This is a genomic window from Algoriphagus halophilus (genome assembly GCF_900129785.1).
GTDB lineage: Bacteria > Bacteroidota > Bacteroidia > Cytophagales > Cyclobacteriaceae > Algoriphagus > Algoriphagus halophilus.
On the sequence record NZ_FSRC01000001.1, the window covers coordinates 1,407,334 to 1,425,095 of the forward strand.

Sequence of the window (17,762 nt, forward strand, 5' to 3'; positions counted from 1 at the left end):
GTGTAGCCTTGAGTACCAGATTATTGCAGTTTAATTTAAAGGGGAAAATGGAACTAGCTATCCTGCCCAAGTAGGATAAAGAAAAAATGTATTCAATTGACTATTTTGGAGAATCAAGGTTTTCGGTGATTTTATTGATCATGCCCTGAAAAATGAATCCATGAAACGGAAAAACAGCATACCAATATAATCTTCCTGAAAGGCCCCATGGACGGAAGGTAGCGGTTTGAGTTAACACATGATCTTTAAAACTAAATTCTAGCCAGGCTTCCCCCGGAAGTTTCATTTCTGCAAAAAGTAACAATTTCCCTTCATCTTTATCCGCATACAAAACCCTCCAAAAGTCCAAAGCATCTCCGGGTGATAAATTGGAAGGGTGACTTCGACCTCTTCTGAGTCCAACCCCTCCATACAATTGATCCAAAAAACCTCTGATTTCCCATAACCAATTGCCATAATACCAACCATTTTCTCCTCCGATGTTCCAAATCTTATCTTTGGCTTTTTGGATGTTCTCTACTTTTTTGGATCGAACATCTTTGAAGCAACCAAAAGTTGGGACATTTCTCCGTAGGGCCAATTTCTTATTGATGACACCGCTGCTCCAAGAATCCTTCCAGCTGGATAAAATTTCATGTTCATCAATTTTGTATAAGGTTCTTTTTAAGGCTGTTTTATAATCTATAGGAGTGATCTGTAGGATTTCATTGATGTTACTTTCTCTACAGATCACTTCTATTTTCATGCTACTCACTAAGGCCGTCGCTAAATTGTAGGAAGTTGAAGTGACGAAATACAGCCAATAAGAAGAGATTTTGGGCGTCATCACGGGTACAATAAAGATTTTCCTTTCTAGTCCTCTTGCTTCTGCGAAGCCCAAAAGCATTTCTTTATAGGTAAGTATGTCTGGTCCTCCAATATCAAAACTTTGATCGTAGAGCTCTTCTTTGAAAAGGGCTCCTACTAAAAACTTGATCACATCGGAAATAGCAATAGGCTGACATTTTGTTTTTAACCATTTTGGAGTAATCATTACCGGAAGTTTTTCTACCAAATCCCGGATAATTTCAAAAGATGCACTTCCCGATCCAATGATGATTCCAGCTCGAAGCGTCGTAAAGTGATAGGTGCCTTTAGCCAGTTCTTCCTCAACTGCCTTTCTGGATTTTAAATGTTTTGATAACTCCGAATCATTGATGATTCCGCTGAGATAAATTACATGTTTGGCTTCGGTGCGATTGATTACATCTTTAAAATTTTTGGCGCACTTCATTTCCATCTCCTCATAATCAGAGGATGCTGCCATAGAATGCAATAAATAATACGCCCCTTCAATGTCTTGTGGGATAGTATGAAGTGAATCTCGATCAAGAAAATCCACTTCTATTACATCAATAAGATGGTTGTTTTCTTCCGGTGGGTTAAAACGATTTTTGTCTCGCACGCAGCAGATCACCTGATGCCCTTTTTCCAATAAAATAGGGAGGATTCTTTTTCCAATATATCCAGAGGCGCCTGCCAGTAATATTTTCATCTATTTCTCTTCCTTTTCCAATGCTTTAATCTCTTCGTACACCTCTTCTGCCTCCGCTAGTTTTTTATCACTTTCAGTTCTATTTACGGTAGAAAGTTTATAAGATTCGTGTTGAAGTTTTTGATACTTTTCTTTTAGCAAGTCGATTTTAGACTTCTTTTTGAATATTCCGAACATATGTTTTTTAGTTAATTCCTGCCATTCCTCCATCCACATGGAAAACCTGTCCTGTGATCCAGGAGGATTTTTCTGTCAAAAGAAAATTGGCCATTTCTGCAATATCTTGGGTACTACCTATTTTCTTTAACGGATGGCGTTGTGCATTCGCTGATTTTTTCTCCTCTGAACTCAATAATTTTTGAGCTAATGGTGTATCCGTTATGGAAGGGGCGATCGCATTCACCCGGATGCTTGGTGCCCATTCTGATGCAAGAGATCGGGTCAATCCTTCAAGTGCTCCTTTGGAGGCTGCCACTTGGGTATGAAAATTAAATCCTTTTTGTACAGCAACGGTAGAAAATAAAACCACAGAAGAATTTTCTGAAGCCTTAAGACGAGATGAAACTGCCTGTAAAACCTTAATCGCTCCAACCACTTGTAATTCATAGTCTTGAATAAACTCTTCTGGTTTGATTCTGGAAAATGGCTTTAGGTTGATACTGCCTGGGCAATAGGCAATCCCATCTAGCTTTTCTGGTAAAAAGTCTAGGTTTAAATCTTCATCCATGACATTTAATGAACTGAATGAGAGGTTCGGGATATCCTCCTCTACCTCATTTTTAAAATAAGTACCAAACACTTGATGCCCAGACTCTGCTAAAATTTTGGCAAGGGTATTCCCGATTCCTGAAGAAGCTCCAATGATTAAATAATTTTTCAATGGTTATTAATTTTAGGTGATTAGAGATTATACATTCATAAAAGTTGTTGAGATGAACCCTTTGAACGTATGTTCTAATCACTAAACCACGAGCTTGCTTGATTGTTTGAGGAATAGATTGCTTGAAACTGGAAAGCTTCAAAGGATGCTGTTTTCAATCAGTTCATAAACCCATTGATTAGGAACCATGTCGATGGTAATATTAATTCGTTCTGTTTGACTAGGATTTAAAATATAGTGTGGATCTGTGAGGCGCAAGTACCAACATTCTCCTGGCTTCATCAGGACAGGTTCTTTGTTTAAGAAGAACTGAGTGTTTTCATTTAGTACTGGGATAGTCAATCGAATGACAGATTTTTCTATATGCAATCCTAAGGTTGGGTCAGTGTGTTCCTTGACATTGGCACCAGGGGCAAGCCTCAAAATTCTTACCAGGTTTACAGTTGTGTGTTCTTGAAATTGATTGACTATACTTTTCAGATACGGTGATTTTTTTAATGCATTGGTATCCATCCAGTCACACCAAGTCCCATCCGCATAATCTTCTGCTGGAGGAGGAAAAGGCAAACTTGGGTCTACCAAATGTGCGGGAGCGCGTAGAGAAATTACATCATAATATTCGAAGTGATTGAGTTGCAAGGCCTTCACTTCAGCGAAGATTTTTTCTACATCAAATGAAAAAGGAAGCTTGATTCGATCTAATTCTAAAACAGATGGGCTAGCTTGGTCCATGGAATAACATGATTGGAAGTGATTTTAAAAAACCTCAAGATAAAACAATTTTAGAAATGATGGTTGACTTAAACCACCCAAGGAATCGATAGGAGATAATTCACTGAAGTTTACATCTTCCTTTATTTCCAGTCCCCAGTAATTGTAATAGAAGGTTCTTCACCGAATTCTTGTTAGTTTTATTGGGGATTAAATTTCTTTATAGGCTGTGTCATGTCTGAGTTGCTCAGACTCTTTCGGGATTAAAAATTTGATACTATGAATACTACAGATAAGCACAACGAGCGAATTGCCAATATGACTTTTTCTTCGGTATATCCTCACTATATCACCAAAGTAGAAAAAAAGGGTAGGACAGTAGAAGAACTTCATCAGGTTATTGAATGGTTGACTGGATTCAATGAAACTAGGCTGAAGCAATTGATAGAGGAGAAGGTCACCTTTGAACAGTTTTTTGATCAGGCAACTCTAAATTCCAATGCAAATCTGATTACGGGAGTAATCTGTGGATATAGGGTAGAGGATATTGAAAACCCATTAACTCAGAAAGTCCGGTATTTGGATAAGCTGGTAGATGAATTGGCAAAAGGGAAAAAAATGGAAAAGATCTTAAGGTCTTGATAGTAAAGTCATTCCTTCATTTTACGATGAAGAAACATTAAAATTATGGTTTTAGGTTAAATTTTTTAATGGAACTTTGATCAGATTGTATTAATACATACTATTCGAATTGGCAGACTTTTTTGGGACCTGTTGGATGGCATCCCAATGCTCACAAATTTTTCCCTTTTCATCAAACCTAAAAAAGTCCATGGTAATGTATTGATCATTTCCAGGCCAAATCTGGTGAGTATGTAATGCAACCAAATCACCTTCTGCTATCGCCCTGACAAACTCGATGGACTTATCGGGGTAGTCTCGCTGCATCTTTTCAAAATATGCTATAAACCCAAGTGTGCCATCAGCAACCTGGGGATTATGCTGAATGTATTGATCTCCTACATACTTTTTTACCGCTTCTTGGGGATTACCCAGGTAAGCGGTTCTATAAAAGGAGATAGCATTTTGTTTATTCAAATTGGGGTCCATCATTCTTCATATTATTTTAAGCTTTCCAATACCAGCTTGACCAATTCGTTTTTATCTCCATTTGGTATCCACCGAGCAACGATCACTAAATCGTTTTCCTGGTCTACATAAATCATATTGGTTCCCGCACCAATATGGGCAAAAGCAGTAGCAGGTGCCGAAGGGATAAATTCCCTTTCATTGTTAAGGAAATAATTCATGAAACCATAACCAGGATTGGCAGCAGTAGGAGTTTTTGATTTTTCCATCCAGGAGGTCGGAATGAGTTGCTCTCCTTTCCATTGACCATTATTTAAAGTAAGGTATCCGAATCTTGCTTGATCCCAGGCAGAAAGCATCATCCCGCCTCCCCAATGAGAGCCACCAGATACGGATTGCATAATTTGACCATCAATGATCACAAATGAATTTTCATACCCTGTCCACCTCCAGGTGTCACTGGCTCCAATAGGGTCCATGATTTTTGATTTCAAAACCACTGGTAAAGGTTTCCTCCAGACGTTCATTAGAGCCAGTGCAAGGACATTGACCCTGGTATCATTGTATTCATAAAGTGATCCCGGAGCATTTTGGGGTCTTTCTCTTTTTTCTTGAACACCCTCTCTTGGTCGATCTGCCCAGTCTGGTTTTCCCCAAAGGCTACCTTCCCAATCGGAGGTTTGTCTTAATAAATGATCCCAAGTAATGGTTCTGTTATGCTCCGTATCAAAAAGCTCGAAGGTGTCTTCCTCTTCAAAATGATCTGCCTTGTTGATCATTAATTTGGCAGGTTCATATGGATATAGGGGGGCCATATACGGATATACTAAATCATTTTCTGAAGAGATTAATCCCTCTTTCACCGCAAGTCCTGCAGTAGTAGAAAGGAAGCTCTTTGCAACGGAGAATGTCAAATCAACCCTGTCAGGATCTCCCCATTGACCTACGACATAGCCTTTGTAAATAATCAAGCCTGTAGCCGGTCCTCTAAGTTTCATTGGCCCGATGGGATATCCAAAAGGTTCTCTTCCAAAAGCGCTTTCATAATGTGCAATTTTAAGATTTGGGTTAGCATTACTTTCATGGGCCACAGCAAAGTCAATTGCTTCTTGTAGTTTATTGGGATCCACTCCAAGTTCACTAGGGGTTTTGCTCTCCCAATTCCCTTTGGAAGGAAAATAGGTCTGTGCAGAAAGAAATTGGACGAGGCAAAAAACTAGGAATAAGCAAGAAGTAAGTTTTTTCATGATAGGGCGGTTTATTGGAACAATCTCATATTTAAAAGATTCATATAAATGTCTATTCAAAATGATTAAATTTTAAAAACTCTTTTATAAAAGGTAAGTTATTATAAAAACCTTTGTTTTTTAGCAGCGAGGATTTTAGAAATTTTTAATTGCATAGAACTGAATGAAAGAACAGAAAATATACATCATAGGTGCAGGATTGTCGGGTCTTGTAGCTGCGATAGAATTAGAAAAAGCCGGTTTTTCACCCATTATTTTAGAAAGTACAGATAAGGTAGGAGGAAGAATGAAGACCGATCAGGTAGAGGGGTTTTTACTGGATCATGGATTTCAGGTTTTGCTCACGGCTTATCCTGAAGTAAACCGCTATTTGAATTTAGCAGCTTTGAATCTTAAAACCTTTGATCCAGGGGCTGTTATTTTTGATGAAAAGGACTCTTACATTATTTCCGACCCCCTTCGAAATCCCCTTAAAGTAGTAGGAATGGCTTTTTCAAGAGTAGGTACATTTTTGGATAAAGTCAAAATGTATAGTTTGACCCAGGAATTAAAAAAGAAGCCTGTGGAGGATATTTTCAATGAGCCTTCGATTCCTACTTTACAGTACCTGAAAAACTATGGTTTTTCAGATCAAATAATCAATAACTTCTTCAAACCTTTTTTCAGGGGGATTTTTCTTGAAAAGCATTTGAATACCTCTGCAAGGATGTTTGAATTCGTTTTCAAAATGTTCTCTTTAGGTCATGCAGCTATACCTGAAAAAGGGATGCAGGAAATCCCAAATATGCTGAGAAAGCAGCTAGGAACAACTCAGATTTATTTTAATTCTGGGGTAGAAAAGGTGGAAGGACAGACGATCACCTTAAAAAATGGAGAGCAATTGGAAGCAGATCGAATTTTGATTTGTACCCAACCCGATCAGATCATGCCTCAATTACAGGGACAATTTTCAAAACCAAAAAAAGTAATCAACCTGTATTTTTCTCTTCAAAAGTCCTTTATGGCTAGACCTATGCTTGGCTTGGTCCCTGGAGAAAAATTTCTAATTAACAATTTGGTGTTTTTGGACGATGTATCGGCTTCGTATACAAGTTCAGATAGGTCTTTACTTTCTGTCACTGTTTTGGAAAGTGAATTGGAGGAAAAGGACCTGATCAAGCAAGTTCAAAAAGAACTGGAGCATATTTCTGGTATCAAGGGAGATTATTTCAAGTTTATTAAGTCTTACTACATTTCCTATGCATTACCTAGCCTAGACGATATCAAAGGCAGTATTCCTATTACTGAATGTAAAATAACTGACCATGTATATCTGGGAGGAGATTATTTACTCAATGGATCAAGCAATGCTGCCATGACCTCGGGAAGATTGGTTGCTGAATCTGTCATTTTAAGTTATACTCCGACCCATTAATTTAGTTCTTTATCAAATCAGGTTGATCCCCTGAAACCTGATTTAAATCAATTGGTATGGAAGTGTAAAAATGGGATAAAGCCGTATTTTTGCGGGATGGAAAATATACCCCCTTGCCCTTCGTGCAAATCTCCCTACGGATATGAAATGGATAATCAACTTGTTTGCCCTGAATGTGGCTTTGAGTGGGTTCCAGAGCAAGAAGTAGAGGAGGAAGGTTTGATTGTAAAAGATGCGAATGGAAATCTATTGTCGGATGGTGATTCTGTAGTCATTGTCAAAGATCTTCCAGTGAAAGGCGCGCCAAAGCCCATCAAGGCAGGGACAAAAGTAAAAAGCATCAGATTAGTAGAAGGCGATCACAACATCGATTGTAAAATTGATGGTTTTGGATCTATGGCTTTGAAAAGTGAGTTTGTGAAGAAAGCCTGAGGAATATATGAAATGGGAAATACGAAGTACGAGGAAGTTCATACTTCGTATTTCTTACTTCTTATTTCCGTATGGGTGTTTCATCTACCTCTACATCTCCAACCAAGTATTGCATTCCATCTAAGAAAAACTGCAATAAATCCGGGTTTTCAAAGCTTTGGGCATTATGCGAAGGGGAGCTATATAAAACTCTTCCTTTTCCATCTTTTCTAATCCAAGCTACATAGGTAACGCCTTCTGTTAATTCCTGGCCTTTTCTCTGTGCCTCGATCTCAGCATTGTTGAAATACAACAAAGGTTTGAAGTCTAATGCTGCATAGGCATTTTTATAAAAATAAGGTTCATCCGTATGTACAAATCCTTCTGCAGGGAAAGCTTGAACCAAAGGATGTTGTGGGTCCACCAATCTCACATGTATGGGCTGCTGCTTGGGATGATAGTCGAAAGATCCTCCAAGTAATCTTGAAAATTCCATGGAGTTGTTCAGGGTAGTATTGCCCCCGTGAATCACAAAAAATCCTCCTCCTTTTTTGACATAGTTAATTACATTCTTTTCAAGTTCTGAAGCCTTTTTCCAAACAGCCACACTATCCATATTACCTTCTTCTGTGAGCTTATCCACGAATAGGTTTCTATAAGTTGGTTTTGAATTGGTATTGTTGAAGATTACTAAATCAAACTCCTTCAGCTTGTTTTTTTCCATCATGGCCAGATCCCTACTACCTACAACCTCAAAGGCTCCGCTTTTTTCCCCAAGAATTTTGAACATTGCTTCGGTATGGGGATTTACCCAGTGCCAAAACCCAGTGTGTAAAGAAAAAACCAATACTTTCTTTTTGGTTTTGAAAGGGAAAGTGGCTTTATCTGGAGCCAATTCATAGATTTTATCTTTCCATTCTTCGGTCAACTCCACCTCGGACATACTTTGGGAGAAAGCAGTTCCGATCGAAAAAATGAAAACGATTGCGTAGAAAATATTCTTCTTCATAGGTAATTGGGGTAATTGCAACTAGGCATTAGATTAGATTTCGATATCTTTAAAATTGAAGCCCAATAACTAGATTTTTCCATGATTATCAAAAAAATATTATTTCTCCCCATGGTCCTTATTTTGATGATAGGGACTGTTTCTGCTCAAAAAGTCACGTTACGTGAAAGTGAAAAAGGAATAGACTTCATGCTAGGTGAGCAGCGTGTTTTGACCTATCAAACGGCTGTGGAACCTGTACCGGAAGGGGTAAACCCAGACTATGCAAAATCAGGTTTTATCCATCCCCTTACTTCTCCTTCCGGTCAAGTACTTACTCGAATTCAACCCAAAGATCACTACCATCATTATGGGATATGGGGTCCTTGGACACGGGCCACAATTGGTGGAAGAATGGTGGATTTTTGGAATTTAGCGGATCATAAAGGACGAGTAGATTTTGACCGTGTGATTGCCAAAAAAGAAGCGGGAGGAGTGGCAGAATTAACGGTAAGACAGAATCATTTGGATTTGACTGCTCCTGAATCTGAAAAACTTGCCATTTCCGAGGATCTGGTAATAAAGGTCATGCCTGTTGACAAAGGAAGGTTTCTCGTGGACTATACAACCAATATTTCTACGAAGTTGAAAGATGGGATTTTATTGGATGCATACCGGTATGGTGGAGGTTTAGGCTTTAGAGCCACCGAAGTCTGGGGATCTGATAATAGTACAGTGCTCACTTCAGAAGGAAAAGACAGAAAAACTGCGGATGGGACTGAGGCCAAATGGATCATCATTACCGGAGAATCAAATGCCCCGGAAGGTAAAAGTGGGCTGTTGATTTTAAGCCATAATACCAATAAGGCTCATCCTGAGCCACTTCGGGTTTGGCCGGAAGAAAACTACAATCGTCAAGGAAATGTATTTGTGGAGTTTACTCCTATAAGACATGAATCTTGGGAGATCCTTCCCAACAAACGGTACTCTTTAAAGTATAGAATGATCGTTTTTGATGGGGAATTGACCGCAGAAGAAGCCAATAAATATTGGTCTGCATTTGTAAAATAAAAGAAATGAATCAAACCATAATAATGCCCAATCATAACCCTGAATAGCTATGAAAAGAAGAACTTTTATAAAAAATACCGGTCTGGCTGCAGCCGCTTTTGGAATTCCCACCATCGTTCCTTCCTCCGTTTTTGGAAAGAATGCTCCAAGCAACAGAATTCAAATAGGTCAAATAGGTTGTGGGAGAATAGCGAGGGATCATGACATTCCCGGTACCTGGAGACATGCCAGTGCCAGATATATAGCGGTTTCAGATTTGGATTCCAACCGGATGCAGGATGGGAAGGACCTAATAGAAAATTATTATGCCAAAAAGGAGAATGAGGCATCTGGTGAAATCAAACAATATGGTGATTTCCGTGAAATGCTCTTGAATGATGAGATTGATGCGGTCGTAATCAGTACTCCTGATCACTGGCATTCACAACCAGCTATGATGGCAGCCTTAGCGGGGAAACACGTTTACCTTCAAAAACCTACCTCACTAACTATTCGTGAAGGAAGGCAATTGGCTGATGTGGTAAAAAAGACTGGTGTTAAACTTCAATTAGGAACTCAGCAACGATCCAGTGAGCAATTCAGAATTGCCGCAGAATTAGTTAGAAATGGCAGAATAGGTAAGCTTCATACTGTAAGGATTGGCTTACCCGGTGATCCAGCTGGACCTGAAGCTCCAGCCATGCCAGTTCCTAAAAACTTAAACTATGAAATGTGGCTAGGATCCACTCCGGAGGTGCCTTATACAGAAATAGGTGTCCATCCTCAAAAAGGATATGGTCGTCCAGGTTGGTTGAGAATTAATCAATTTGGTGCGGGAATGATTACGGGTTGGGGGCAACATCATTTTGACTCAGCAGCTTGGGGAATGGATACTGAATTAACAGGTCCTAGATATATAGAAGCAGTAGCCGAATTCCCTCGTTCTGGGCTTTGGAACGTTCATGGAGATTTCATGGTGAAGGCGGAGTATGACAATGGAATCCATATGTATACCAGCGGAGGTTACCCGAATGGAATCCGGTATGAAGGGACTGATGGATGGATATGGGTTTCTAGAGGAAATTATGTGGCTTCGTCCAGTGATCCCGTAGCACAAGGGGAGAGCGCTAAAGCTTTAGATGCTTCTGATCCGGCCATTTTAAAATCGGTGATTGGACCTAATGAAATCCATTTACAAAAAAGTACAGAGCATCATGGAAATTGGCTGGGCGCTATCCAAGGGGAAAATGAGTTGCTCTCTCCAGTAGAAATCGGACACAGGGCTTGTTCAGTGTGTTTAGTTAGCCACATCGCCATGCAATTGGGAAGAAAGTTGGAGTGGGATCCGATTTCAGAACGATTTGTAAATGATGACGAGGCAAATACCTATCTAAGTAGAGATCAAAGAGCACCATATGGTACTAATTATGTCAAAGTTTAAATTGATGTTCAAGTGTAAAGCAGCGCTGCTAATCCTAGCAGCATTCCTTTTTCAAAATTGTGATTCACCTTCAGAAAGCATGGATGAAGCCAAAGAAAAAGCTCCTATTCAAATAGTAACTCTTGATCCGGGGCATTTCCATGCAGGCCTGATTCATAAGAGCATGTATCCTGAGGTAGACTCTACCATCCATGTTTATGCACCAGAAGGAGAAGAGCTAAGAGACTACCTCAATAGAATTGCGGGCTATAATGAACGGGAAGAAGATCCCACAGCTTGGAATATTGAGGTGTATACCGGTGATGATTTCTTACAAGAGATGATCAAGGAGAAAGCAGGAAATGTCATGGTCGTAGCAGGGAAAAATGATCGTAAAATCGATTATATTCTTTCTGCGCTGGAAAATGGGATGAATGTCTACGCAGACAAGCCTTTGGTAATTAATCCTGCAGGTTTTCAAAAATTGAAAAGGGCTTTTGAAATCGCTGAAGAGAAAAACTTGCTGTTTTATGATATCATGACCGAGCGTTTTGAAATTTCTACCATTTTGCAGCGGGAGTTATCCATGATACCTGAGGTATTCGGTACTTTGGAACAAGGGACACTTGAAGATCCTGCTATTACCAAAGAGTCGGTTCACCACTTTTTCAAGTATGTATCAGGAGCTCCCTTAGTACGACCAGAATGGTTTTTTGATACGGAAGTAGAAGGGTCTGGTTTGGTGGATGTGACCACACATTTAGTGGATTTGGTTCAATGGGAATCCTTCCCCGGAGAAGCTTTAGATACCTCAGATGTCACTATGCTCCAGGCAGAATTGCTTCCAACCTCCCTCAATTATGAACAATACCAATTAGTCACCGGAAAAACTCCTTCTTTTTCCGAAGGAGAAACGTTAGATGTACTTGCTAATGGTGAAATGAACTATACCTTGAAAGGAGTACATGCAAAAGTATCCGTGAAATGGGCCTATCAAGCTCCTGAAGGAACTGCAGATACCCATTACAGCATCATGAGAGGGACCAAAGCCAATTTGATCATTAGGCAGGGGGAAGAAGAAAATTACAAGCCGATATTGTATGTGAAGCTGCTCGAGAATCAAGAGACCGCTTTGCAAAAAGCCATCAATGAAGATTTACAAAGTGCTTATCCAGGAATTAGTCTTACGAAACTGGATAATGGGGAATTTCGGGTGGAAGTACCTGATAGTTATTCTGTGGGACATGAAGCGCACTTTGCACAAGTCACTGAAAATTATTTGAAATTCTTTAAAGCAGGAAAAATGCCTGATTGGGAAGTGCCTAATATGATCGTGAAATATTATACGACTACACAAGCTTATGAAAAAGCTCAATAGAAAAATCAAAGCCTCATAAACAGTGAGGCTTTTTTTTAGGTTTACCAATTAAGTATATGGAAATTCTTTTCATTCTATTTTAGCTTTTTTCTGAAAAGCACGAATTTCTTGAACGGATTAAACGTTGTCATTAGACAACTGAATTATACGATCTATTTATTTAACCTGATAAATGAGACCTAAATGGGTCTATAAATTTTATGAAAAATTTAACTTTTGAAAATGGGGATCGCATGCCCATTATTGGCCTAGGAACCTGGAAAAGTGAACCGGGCCAAGTAAAACAAGCAGTGTATTGGGCAATTGAAAGCGGGTATAGGCATCTTGATTGTGCGGCAGTTTACCAAAATGAAAAAGAAGTAGGAGAGGGGATTGCTCAGGCAATCAATGAGGGACTTGTCGAAAGGGAAGAACTTTTTGTGACTTCTAAACTTTGGAATAATTCCCATAAATACGAGGATGTGAAGCCAGCTCTGGAAAAAACACTTTCTGATTTAGGATTAGACTATGTGGACTTGTATTTAATCCATTGGCCAATTTCTTTTAAAAGGGGGATTGGGTTTGCAAAAACTAGGGATGAGTTTTATACCTATCTGGATGTCCCTTTAACCCAAACCTGGGAAGGGATGCAACATTTGAAATCTCTGGGATTGGCAAAGCATATTGGAGTTTCAAATTTTAATCAAGCCAAACTTAGGGAGGTGATGAATATTGGAGGTCAAAAACCAGAAATGAATCAAGTGGAAATGCATCCATATTTACCCCAAAAGGCTTTGGTTCAATTCTGTAGGGAAAATGGCATTTTAATGACTGCCTATTCTCCATTGGGTTCACCGGATTCCAGAAATGAAAGCCACAAAAATGATCCTGTGTTATTGAAGGATCCTGTTATTGAGTTGATCGCTAAAAAACATGGAGCGAGTATTGGGCAAGTGTTGATCGCTTGGTCCGTTGCTAGAGATATAGCCGTGATTCCAAAATCCACCAATCAAGGGAGAATCAAAGAAAATCTTGCTGCAGCAAAATTGAAATTAGATCAGAATGATTTAATGGAGCTAGATGATATAGGAGTGGATTTTAGATTTATCAATGGTAAGTTTTTTACTGGGCCTGAGAGTCCATATAAACTATCCGATTTATTTGGATAAAAGAGGCCCGATTAAATTCGGGCCTTTTTTTATTCTTCTATTTCTAATACCTCCAGAATGTCTGCTAATTCATCAAAATCTTTGAGTCCGGGTTTAATTTCTTCTCCTCCCTCTAATACAATCCCTTTAAGATTTAATTCATCTATAAGCCCAATTACATTTTCTGAAGATACCCCAGCTCCTAAGATGACCTCACATTCCTTCGTCAATAGGGAAATCACTTCCTTATCATTTAAAGTCAAAGGATCATCATTGGAGGTGATATGGAATAAAATCCCCTCTTCCTGAAGTTTTGTTGCCACATCTTTTTCCATGTGTTTAACTTCAGCCAGGTCTTTTTTATAAATCACTTGATAGCCAGCCTTTTTTAATGTTACCAAGTCGTCAATTCTAGTATGTTCCACCCAAGTAATGGATGGATAGTCTTTTAGGATTTCAAGTGCATCACTAGCGGATAATGTATCGAACTCGCCTACAAACTCAAGGCCTGATACCCAGCCTGTTATTTCTTTATATTGAGCAGGGTTTACAAATTTTTCAGTACCTTCTTCCAAAGAAAACCCTATGAGGTTTACATACATCCCAGCGCAATATCTAGCATCACTGAGATTGGTAATGCCACTTATCTTTACAAAAGTTCTTAAAGCCATATCTTGATTTTTGGAACTGTAAATGTAATCATGAACATTGGGCTAGGAAAAGGAATCTGTAAGAATATGATCTTTTAAGAATCAGGTAAAACAGGAAATTAATGTATTTTTAAGTTCAAAATGGAATCTATGAACAAACTTGTACCTATTGTTTTTTTAGTGGTCTTGGGATTGTTTTTTAGCTGTGAGAGAAAGTTGGATGAAAATCCTATTGAATTAGAATTTGATTTTCAGCCCCTTGAGGTGGGTAATTATTGGGTTTATGAGGTAGAGGAAACGATTTACTTTGGGGAAAATGATTCTGAAGATGACGCTTATTTTTTGCAGGACATCATCCAATCTACCTATATCAATGAAGCGAATGAAGTAGTATTTATAATACAAAGAAGCAAATCCTATGATCAATTAGAGTGGGACCCATTGGAGCAATATACCCTTTTAAGAAGAGGGAATACGTTGATTCGGACGATACAAAATCAACCAGTCATCGCATTGGTTTTTCCTCCTTCTGATGGGACCACTTGGGACTCTAATAACTATTTGAATGCTCCTGAAGATCTATTTGAGTTAAAAACAATTGCGGCCAACTCCTCCAATAAAAGAATCCAAATCAATCAAGAGGAGGCAGATGATTTAGTTACCTATCGGGATCATCGATACGAGGTGTTTGAAAAAGGAATTGGGTTGGTAGAAGATTATGAAGAGGTTATCACGTATTGTTCAAGAAACGATTGTCTGGGTGATCAGTTAATTGATGGAGGAAGTAAATTACATATGACAATTACCGAGCATGGAAAATTATAAACTGCTATTTTCGACAATTCTTTTGGTAGGAATGTGGTTTCAAACCCATGCCCAGGACCGGTATGCAGTGTTTTTTAAATTTAAACCCCAAAAGGAGTATTCTTTAAATCAACCTGAACAATTTTTATCATCAAAAGCATTAGCCAGAAGAGCAAAGGAAGGAGTGCTTCCAGATTCTTTAGATTTACCGATTTCGCAAAAGTATATCGATGAAATTGCCAATAACGTCCAAGAGGTTCTTTATGCAAGCAAGTGGCTAAATGCCTTGGTTTTGGTGACTGATGAAGAAGGAGCTTTGGAAATTGAATCCCTTCCGTTTGTTGAAAGAGTGGAAATGGTGGCTTTGGGCTTTGTCCCTAGTCCAAATACCAGGATTGCCAAGAAAATATTTGCCACTGTCAGTTTAAAAATAAGCCTGCCTGTCAATCATCGTAAATTAGGGACCAATGAGAACCCTTACGATTTTCAAAATAGCTTGTTAAGAATTCCCGAGATGCATGAGGAAGGTTTTACCGGCAAAGGGGTCATGGTAGCGGTTTTTGATGCAGGTTTTCCTGGTACTGATGAGTCCAATGCCTTAGCCCACTTATTTACGAATGAACAGATCGTAGCGACCAAAGATTTTGTGAAACCTTGGTCTGATCATGTTTTTACCTCCAATCAGCATGGAACGAATGTACTTTCGCTAATTGCAGCCAAGGAGGAAGGAATCTTAGTCTCGGGTGCGCCTGATGCAGATTATTTTTTAGCGATTACGGAGGAAGATGCGACAGAATATAAAGTAGAAGAATACAATTGGGTTCGAGCAGCAGAATTTGCCGATAGCTTGGGAGTAGATATCATTAATAGTTCTATAGGGTATTATGATTTTGACGATCCAACCATGAATTATTCCCCCGAAGATTTGGATGGGAAAACAACTGTGATCGCTCAAGGAGCCAATATTGCTGCCCAGAAAGGGATTCTTATTGTGAACAGTGTTGGGAATTATGGGCCGGCAGAAACCAGCTTAGTTTCACCTTCTGACTCAGAGTTCGTGTTAGCCATAGGTGCTGTAGATAAAAATCTGGAAGTATCCAATTTTAGTTCCAGAGGACCTACAAGCGATGGTCGAATAAAACCAGATTTAACTACTTATGGAAATGGAGTTGCCTTAATAAAGTCCAATGGGAATCTGGGTTTTTCAAATGGAACATCCTTTTCTGCTCCTCAGATTACTGCTTTGGCAGCAGGTCTTTGGGAAGCCAAGCCAGAATGGACCAGAGCTGAATTGGTAGAGAATTTAATCCGTAGTGCTACTCAGGCTGATGCTCAAGACAATGAACTGGGTTTTGGAATACCAAACTTTTATGATGCCTATTTTGGGGAAGTTTTAAGTGTAAGTGGAGAAGAGGAAATAGTTTGGAAAGTTTTTCCGAATCCTTTAGCAGAAGATAATTTGACCATCTATTTTGGTCAAGGCCTTAGTGCTGAGTTTGCGATTATCGATATGAATGGAAAAACTCTTCAAACTGCTATCTTACTAAGGAACTCACCCAAAGATCCTTTCAGGACTTCTTTGCAAGGTTTGGAACCGGGCTTCTATATGGTGCAATTGCAAGATGGTCAACACCTAAAACGAACCAAACTCTTTAGGCAATAATCAACAGCCTTTTATGAATACTATTTCTATTTAAACTATGTCAATTCAAATTGCCCCTTCAATCCTTGCTGCAGATTTTGCCAATTTGCAAAAGGAAGTAGAAATGCTTAACTCTTCGGAAGCAGATTACATTCATGTGGACATCATGGATGGTCTATTTGTACCTAATATATCCTTCGGTCTCCCAGTCACGGAAGCAATTCACAGGCATGCGACCAAACCATTGGATGTTCATTTGATGATTATGGATCCTGATCGATACTTAGAGGCATTTAGAAAAGTGGGAGCGGAAACAATTTCTGTGCATTTAGAAGCCTGTACACATTTACATAGAACCATTCAAGCTATCCATCACTTGGGGGCTAAATCGGGAGTGGCCTTGAATCCACATTCCCCAGTGGACTTATTGAGCGAGATTATACAAGATGTAGATATTGTTTGCATGATGTCTGTAAATCCTGGGTATGGAGGACAAAAGTTTATAGAGAATACCTATCAAAAAATTTCTAGGTTGAAGGACTTGATAATTTCTAAAGGAGCAAAAACCAAAATTGAAATTGATGGTGGAGTAAATCTTGGGAATGCTCCTAAACTTAAAGAAGCGGGTGCGGATATCTTGGTAGCTGGAAGTTTTGTTTTTAACTCCGCCAATCCTTTAGATACAATTAAGGAATTGAAATCAATTTAGAGGATTTTGCATTTTTTGTTACCGTTTATCTAAAAATACCTTAATTAACCCAAAAAGACTTGATTTTTTGGATTGTGGTTTATTTATTGAACATCTTACGAAAACTAAAATCAGAGAAGATTATGAAAAAAGTATTGTTGTTTGGAGCGTTTTTCGCGTTTATTGGAATGAGTGGTTTTGCGCAGGAAGCAGCGGAAGAAGTTACAAATGAGGAGCTAGCTAAATTTGCCAATGTGGAAGTGATGACTTCCGAGTATGTAGATTCCAAAACTGAAGAGCTTAGAGCTATGATTTTGGAAAATGAGATCTTCAAAGGAGGAGCTAGATATAATGAAATCAAAGCTGCTTGGGGAGATGAAGCAAAAATGGCGGAAGCCGAGGTGACAGAAGAAGAAAAGGCAGCTTATCAAGCAGTACAGGATTTTCAAAATTCTCTTCAGGATGTGGTAAAAGAATACAAGACTGAATTGATCATGAATGATTCTATCTTGGGTGCATCTACTTATAATAAAGTAAATGGTGCGCAGAAATCAGATCCTGCTGTCAAAGAAAAATTAGAAGCTTTAATTTCTGAAATGAAAGCTAAAAATGAAGAGGAAAGTGAAGATGGTAACGAAGGAGAAGGAAAATAATTTCTGATAAACATCACGTGAAAGCCTCCTTTGTGGAGGCTTTTTTTTTAATTTCACACCAAGGAAAGGAAAAAAT

Annotated in this window: 19 protein-coding genes; 11 read left to right on the top strand and 8 right to left on the bottom strand. The window is 38.9% G+C overall.

Features of this window, described 5'->3' with window-relative positions; translation table 11 throughout:
• Positions 1–100: 100 nt before the first annotated feature.
• The 4 genes from BUR11_RS06010 to BUR11_RS06025 all read right to left on the bottom strand — a co-directional run bounded on the left by BUR11_RS06010 (position 101) and on the right by BUR11_RS06025 (position 3,146).
• The gene (locus BUR11_RS06010) at positions 101–1,534 is read right to left on the bottom strand and encodes an SDR family oxidoreductase (protein WP_074223882.1); all 1,434 of its coding nucleotides are present in this window, start codon (positions 1,532–1,534) and stop codon (positions 101–103) included.
• On the bottom strand, positions 1,535–1,711 hold the full coding sequence (locus BUR11_RS06015; protein ID WP_143185854.1) for a Lacal_2735 family protein: 177 nt from the start codon (positions 1,709–1,711) through the stop codon (positions 1,535–1,537).
• Positions 1,712–1,718: 7 nt separating this feature from the next.
• Positions 1,719–2,414 (bottom strand): SDR family NAD(P)-dependent oxidoreductase, encoded by a 696-nt coding sequence (locus BUR11_RS06020; protein ID WP_074223884.1) that lies wholly within the window; start codon positions 2,412–2,414, stop codon positions 1,719–1,721.
• Positions 2,415–2,552: 138 nt separating this feature from the next.
• Positions 2,553–3,146 (bottom strand): aspartyl/asparaginyl beta-hydroxylase domain-containing protein, encoded by a 594-nt coding sequence (locus tag BUR11_RS06025; protein ID WP_074223885.1) that lies wholly within the window; start codon positions 3,144–3,146, stop codon positions 2,553–2,555.
• Between the two features lie 258 nt (positions 3,147–3,404).
• Here BUR11_RS06025 and BUR11_RS06030 point away from each other — a divergent pair, with 258 nt between their 5' ends.
• A complete protein-coding gene (locus tag BUR11_RS06030) occupies positions 3,405–3,767 on the top strand; it encodes a DUF2200 domain-containing protein (RefSeq protein ID WP_074223886.1) in 363 nt (120 codons plus the stop codon).
• Between the two features lie 90 nt (positions 3,768–3,857).
• On the opposite strand, the gene BUR11_RS06035 is transcribed toward BUR11_RS06030, so the two are convergent.
• Together BUR11_RS06035 and BUR11_RS06040 are read right to left on the bottom strand one after the other, a co-directional pair.
• Positions 3,858–4,238, bottom strand: a complete 381-nt coding sequence (locus BUR11_RS06035; RefSeq protein ID WP_317045228.1) for a nuclear transport factor 2 family protein — start codon at positions 4,236–4,238, stop codon at positions 3,858–3,860.
• 8 nt (positions 4,239–4,246) lie between these two features.
• Positions 4,247–5,461 carry a serine hydrolase domain-containing protein gene (locus tag BUR11_RS06040; RefSeq protein WP_074223887.1) on the bottom strand — a complete coding sequence of 405 codons (1,215 nt, stop codon included), beginning with the start codon at positions 5,459–5,461 and terminating at the stop codon, positions 4,247–4,249.
• A 163-nt stretch (positions 5,462–5,624) separates the two neighbouring features.
• Here BUR11_RS06040 and BUR11_RS06045 point away from each other — a divergent pair, with 163 nt between their 5' ends.
• Together BUR11_RS06045 and BUR11_RS06050 are read left to right on the top strand one after the other, a co-directional pair.
• Positions 5,625–6,875, top strand: coding sequence for an NAD(P)/FAD-dependent oxidoreductase (locus BUR11_RS06045; protein WP_074223888.1), 1,251 nt, complete (start codon positions 5,625–5,627; stop codon positions 6,873–6,875).
• Between the two features lie 96 nt (positions 6,876–6,971).
• Complete coding sequence (locus BUR11_RS06050; RefSeq protein WP_074223889.1) at positions 6,972–7,307, top strand: zinc ribbon domain-containing protein YjdM; 336 nt, start codon at positions 6,972–6,974, stop codon at positions 7,305–7,307.
• Positions 7,308–7,368: 61 nt separating this feature from the next.
• Here BUR11_RS06050 and BUR11_RS06055 read toward each other — a convergent pair whose 3' ends face one another.
• Positions 7,369–8,295: a ThuA domain-containing protein gene (locus tag BUR11_RS06055; RefSeq protein WP_074225138.1), complete on the bottom strand. Its 927-nt coding sequence runs from the start codon at positions 8,293–8,295 to the stop codon at positions 7,369–7,371.
• 81 nt (positions 8,296–8,376) lie between these two features.
• Between BUR11_RS06055 and BUR11_RS06060 the strand changes: the two genes are divergently transcribed.
• The 4 genes from BUR11_RS06060 to BUR11_RS06075 all read left to right on the top strand — a co-directional run bounded on the left by BUR11_RS06060 (position 8,377) and on the right by BUR11_RS06075 (position 13,270).
• The gene (locus tag BUR11_RS06060) at positions 8,377–9,345 is read left to right on the top strand and encodes a DUF6807 domain-containing protein (RefSeq protein WP_074223890.1); all 969 of its coding nucleotides are present in this window, start codon (positions 8,377–8,379) and stop codon (positions 9,343–9,345) included.
• A gap of 49 nt (positions 9,346–9,394) precedes the next feature.
• Positions 9,395–10,765 (top strand): Gfo/Idh/MocA family protein, encoded by a 1,371-nt coding sequence (locus BUR11_RS06065; RefSeq protein ID WP_074223891.1) that lies wholly within the window; start codon positions 9,395–9,397, stop codon positions 10,763–10,765.
• The gene (locus BUR11_RS06070) at positions 10,752–12,122 is read left to right on the top strand and encodes a putative oxidoreductase C-terminal domain-containing protein (protein ID WP_074223892.1); all 1,371 of its coding nucleotides are present in this window, start codon (positions 10,752–10,754) and stop codon (positions 12,120–12,122) included. Before BUR11_RS06065 ends, BUR11_RS06070 begins: the two co-directional genes overlap by 14 nt.
• 200 nt (positions 12,123–12,322) lie before the next feature.
• On the top strand, positions 12,323–13,270 hold the full coding sequence (locus BUR11_RS06075) for an aldo/keto reductase (protein ID WP_074223893.1): 948 nt from the start codon (positions 12,323–12,325) through the stop codon (positions 13,268–13,270).
• 29 nt (positions 13,271–13,299) lie between these two features.
• On the opposite strand, the gene trpF is transcribed toward BUR11_RS06075, so the two are convergent.
• Positions 13,300–13,920: a phosphoribosylanthranilate isomerase gene (gene trpF / locus BUR11_RS06080; RefSeq protein ID WP_074223894.1), complete on the bottom strand. Its 621-nt coding sequence runs from the start codon at positions 13,918–13,920 to the stop codon at positions 13,300–13,302.
• A 129-nt stretch (positions 13,921–14,049) separates the two neighbouring features.
• Here trpF and BUR11_RS06085 point away from each other — a divergent pair, with 129 nt between their 5' ends.
• The 4 genes from BUR11_RS06085 to BUR11_RS06100 all read left to right on the top strand — a co-directional run bounded on the left by BUR11_RS06085 (position 14,050) and on the right by BUR11_RS06100 (position 17,686).
• Positions 14,050–14,724 (top strand): hypothetical protein, encoded by a 675-nt coding sequence (locus BUR11_RS06085; protein ID WP_074225139.1) that lies wholly within the window; start codon positions 14,050–14,052, stop codon positions 14,722–14,724.
• On the top strand, positions 14,711–16,366 hold the full coding sequence (locus BUR11_RS06090; RefSeq protein WP_074223895.1) for a S8 family serine peptidase: 1,656 nt from the start codon (positions 14,711–14,713) through the stop codon (positions 16,364–16,366). Before BUR11_RS06085 ends, BUR11_RS06090 begins: the two co-directional genes overlap by 14 nt.
• A 37-nt stretch (positions 16,367–16,403) precedes the next feature.
• Positions 16,404–17,054 carry a ribulose-phosphate 3-epimerase gene (gene rpe, locus BUR11_RS06095; protein ID WP_074223896.1) on the top strand — a complete coding sequence of 217 codons (651 nt, stop codon included), beginning with the start codon at positions 16,404–16,406 and terminating at the stop codon, positions 17,052–17,054.
• Positions 17,055–17,176: 122 nt separating this feature from the next.
• The gene (locus BUR11_RS06100) at positions 17,177–17,686 is read left to right on the top strand and encodes a hypothetical protein (RefSeq protein WP_074223897.1); all 510 of its coding nucleotides are present in this window, start codon (positions 17,177–17,179) and stop codon (positions 17,684–17,686) included.
• The last annotated feature ends 76 nt before the right edge of the window (positions 17,687–17,762 follow it).